General features: G+C 63.5%; 4 protein-coding genes and 1 pseudogene. 2 read left to right on the forward strand and 3 right to left on the reverse strand.

Going from position 1 to position 3,455, the window contains the following annotated elements:
• Window positions 1-98: 98 nt before the first annotated feature.
• From EP26_RS37925 to EP26_RS38880, 3 genes and pseudogenes are all read right to left on the reverse strand, one after another.
• A pseudogene (locus tag EP26_RS37925) lies at window positions 99-446 on the reverse strand (helix-turn-helix domain-containing protein); the annotation flags it as partial.
• A 120-nt stretch (window positions 447-566) separates the two neighbouring features.
• Window positions 567-1,583, reverse strand: coding sequence for a zinc-dependent alcohol dehydrogenase family protein (locus EP26_RS30135; RefSeq protein WP_043345025.1), 1,017 nt, complete (start codon window positions 1,581-1,583; stop codon window positions 567-569).
• A gap of 28 nt (window positions 1,584-1,611) precedes the next feature.
• Window positions 1,612-1,821, reverse strand: a complete 210-nt coding sequence (locus tag EP26_RS38880; protein WP_157033957.1) for an alcohol dehydrogenase catalytic domain-containing protein — start codon at window positions 1,819-1,821, stop codon at window positions 1,612-1,614.
• On the opposite strand from EP26_RS38880, the gene EP26_RS30140 reads away from it, so the two are divergent.
• Together EP26_RS30140 and EP26_RS30145 are read left to right on the forward strand one after the other, a co-directional pair.
• Window positions 1,783-2,220 carry a hypothetical protein gene (locus tag EP26_RS30140; protein WP_043345028.1) on the forward strand — a complete coding sequence of 146 codons (438 nt, stop codon included), beginning with the start codon at window positions 1,783-1,785 and terminating at the stop codon, window positions 2,218-2,220. The genes EP26_RS38880 and EP26_RS30140 overlap by 39 nt on opposite strands.
• Complete coding sequence (locus tag EP26_RS30145; protein ID WP_043345030.1) at window positions 2,207-3,133, forward strand: LysR family transcriptional regulator; 927 nt, start codon at window positions 2,207-2,209, stop codon at window positions 3,131-3,133. Before EP26_RS30140 ends, EP26_RS30145 begins: the two co-directional genes overlap by 14 nt.
• Window positions 3,134-3,455 lie beyond the last annotated feature (322 nt).

Below are 3,455 nucleotides of genomic sequence, written 5' to 3' on the forward strand. Positions count from 1 at the left end.
ACCTCTCAGGCCCTTCAGCCTATCTGGGGTGTCCGCGAGAGCGGGGCAGGGCCACGCCGTGGGCCTGGTGCCGCGCCGAGCCCAGCGCCGGGTGATCTTTGGCAGAGATCGACCAGCCGCCACCGCACCACGCCATGGATGGCCCGTATCGGGCCGCTCTCGAGCACCGCTGCCAGGGCCGAACGGTGGGCACTGGTCAGCCGCGATGCCTGGCCCGGCGCCTTGCGGTCAACCAGCCCAGCCGGGCCCTCGGCGTTGAACCGTGCCACCTAGTCCCGGACGATCTGCACCGTCACTCCGCCGATCCGGGCGGCCTCCGTGCGCGACGCGCCATCGTAAACGGCAACCAAAGCCAACAGCCGGCGGGCCTGCGCCGCATCCTTGGTCCGACGAGCCGCCGCACGAAGCCCCACCGCGTCAAAGTCGTCTCGCAGTGGAATGGGCATGGCGAAGCCCCTCTGTTCGCCATGTTGAATCAGAGCGCCGCCAGCCTGGGAATCCCCAACGAGTCACACTCTCGGAGACTTGGTATTAGGCGGGGAGCAGCCAGTCGTCCGCGCGAAGCGTCAGGCAGCGGCCCTATGGCCGGGGTACAACGCTCCCGCCTCGCCCGACACGTCGATCACGATCTTTCCGCGCAAGCCGCGCGTGCTCCCGTTCTCCAGAAAATCGTGCGCCTCACCCATGCGCGCGAGCGGAAACGTCGCGCCGATGACAGGCTTCACCAGACCGCGCTCAATCAGGTTGGTCAGCGCATCGAGCTTCCCGCGATTCTGGCGAGTGAAGACAAAGTGGTAAGCGGCGTTCTTGCCCCAGGCCTCGATGAGGTTCTGAGGTTGGGCGATATCAACGAGGCTAACGACGCGACCGTAGGCGGAGAGCGTCAGCGGACTCCGTGTCAGCGTGTCACCGCCAATGGTGTCGAAGACGACGTTGACGCCATCTCCACCGGTTCGCCGAAGAACTGCCTCTACATAGTCCTCCGTCGTGAGGTCGATCGCCTCGTCTGCGCCAAGGGAGCGTACGAAATCATGATCGCGGGCCCGTGCTGTTGTGATCACCCGCGCCCCGATCGCTTTGGCGACCTGGATCGCAATCGTCCCCACGCCACCCGCTCCGCCATGAATCAATACGGTTTCACCAACCTTGAGCTGCGCGCGTTGGACGAACGCCTCCCAAACGGTGCCTCCCACGAGTGTCAGGCTCGCGGCCTCGATGTGCGAAAGGTTCCTGGGCTTGCGGCCGACCAGTTCCACGTCAACCACGTGTTGCTCGGCATAGGAACCGGCACCACCGAAGATTTTTGGCGTATAGTAGACCTCATCGCCGATCCCGAACCCGGTAACATCGGACCCGACGTCTTCGACGACGCCGGAGATGTCGTGGCCGATGATGGCGGGTAGCGGTACGAAATCCGTGTAGTCACCCCGACGGATCTGGCAGTCCAGCGGGTTCACGGCAGTCGCGTGCACGCGCACTCGCACCTGGTTTGGCCCGACCGCTGGCACCGGAACCTCACGAAGTTCGAACGCATCCGTTCCGCCGAAGCGGGTGAGAACGGCAGCCTTCATGGTTTGGGACATGGTAGATTCCTTTTCAGTCGCAAGTGACTCAGTGGCTGGTAGGGACACGCTCAAAGCTAGCGCCGGTCCGCCGGAATGCCGACCGACGGAGGTTCACGCCGCTCACCTCGGCGCCTAATGCGAGCACAGTGCCGACGACGTCGCAGCCGAGGATGGCCGGTGGACTTGGCGTGATCGAGCAGCCTTGGCGCCAGGATCTATGATCGACAGGGTTCACACTGGTTGCCGCGATCGCCACCGCCGCCTAGTCTGGGTCTGGCTGAGGGTTGGGCGAGTTCACGACCCGAAAGACGTCAGGCTCTCCGAAGGCCTCGATCACTTGGGCACGCATAAATGGCTCCTGCCTGAACGGCTCTTGGCGGATCCGTGCCGCCTTGTCGTCGCCCATGTGATCCCTTTGCAGAGAATGCAGAAGCGGGCATTCTCCCAGATCAGCTTCAAGAAATTCTTGAAAGTAAGTGCGGCGAAGTCTGGTGTTGGGTTGATGTTCGCGCCGGCGGCTGAGGCGTCGCGGCTGAGGCGGCTCTTCGGCGGCTTCGAATGCGCATGGGACATCCTGCCCCAGTTGCCAGCCATCACGCGCCAGTTGATGCCGGAGTCAACGCTGACTTGGAAGCCACACCGTGGATATCAGTGACCTGAACCTGTTCGTGCGCATCGCCCGGCTTGGCAGCATCAGCGCTGCAGCACGTGACCTCAATGTCACCCCGGCGGGGGCGAGCGCGCGCCTTGCAGCGCTCGAGAAGCGGCTGGGAGCGCGCCTGCGCCATCGCACAACACGGCAAGCGACCCTGACCGAAGACGGGATAGCCTTCCTGCCGCATGCCGAGCACGTATTGGATGCGGCACTGGCCGCGCGCGCGGCGCTCGGGCGCGAGCAGGCGACACCCCGTGGCAAGCTCCGTGTGGCGGCCCCAGCCTCCTTTGCGCGCATGCATATAGTGCCAGGCCTTAGCGAATTCTGTAACCGCTACCCGGAGCTTATCCTCGACATGCGCATCTCCGACAGCGTTGTCGACCTCGTGGAGGGCGCATTCGACGTCGCCGTTCGCTACGCAGAGCTTGGGGACTCGTCCTTCGTTGCACGGCGACTTGCGCCCGACCGCCGTGTGCTGGTCGCGTCGCCGGACTACATCGCGCGGCGTGGTCGGCCACGGTCGCCGGACGACCTTGCCAATCACACTTGCCTCGTCGTCGGCACTCTTGACCTCTGGACGTTCAAGGGGATGGACGGAAGGACCATAGAGCGGCAGGTGGCGCCTACCCTACGCATCAACGACGGTGGCGCAGTGCGCGATGCCGCGTGCGCTGGGCTTGGGATCGCGCTTATGGCCACTTGGTGCGCAGCGGAGGAGATCCGAAGCGGGGCGCTGGTCCCCGCGCTTCCGGAGTACTCGCTTGTCTCAACGCAAACCTTATGGGTGCTTTACCCGAGCTCGCGGGAACTCGCGCCCAAAGTCAGGGCATTTATCGACTGGATGGTTGCGAGATTCGGACCGGATCCATACTGGGACCGAGACCTCGAAGCAGTGATCGGCCTTGAACGCTGACCTGGTCAGCGTCTCAATCAGGACACGTACCAGTAGGGGTCTTGTCAGATCTGGGCGTTTCCATAGCGCGCCTTATCCAACAAATTGCGTTGGCCGCAGTAACGGAAAAGGTGACATATTCGTCTATGCTAAGTTGTAAGACGGAGCGGATGCCTTGGATTGGGCCGAGCAAGGAGAGCAACAGCGAGTCCTGTACGGTGCAGAATCTCCGCGCCGTAGGTTTGATGCAGCCGGCATCTAATACCAAGTCTCGGAGAGCGTGACTTGCTGGGGATTCCCAGGAGGACGGCGCTCTGATTCAACGTGGCGAACAGGGGAGCTT

It is taken from the genome of Belnapia moabensis DSM 16746, assembly GCF_000745835.1.
Taxonomy (GTDB): Bacteria; Pseudomonadota; Alphaproteobacteria; order Acetobacterales; family Acetobacteraceae; genus Belnapia; species Belnapia moabensis.

Excerpts from the sequence above, each read along its gene's own strand:
- EP26_RS30135 (WP_043345025.1), bottom strand. The coding sequence starts at position 1,583 with ATGTCCCAAACCATGAAGGCTGCCGTTCTCACCCGCTTCGGCGGAACG.
- EP26_RS30140 (WP_043345028.1), top strand. The coding sequence starts at position 1,783 with ATGATCGACAGGGTTCACACTGGTTGCCGCGATCGCCACCGCCGCCTA.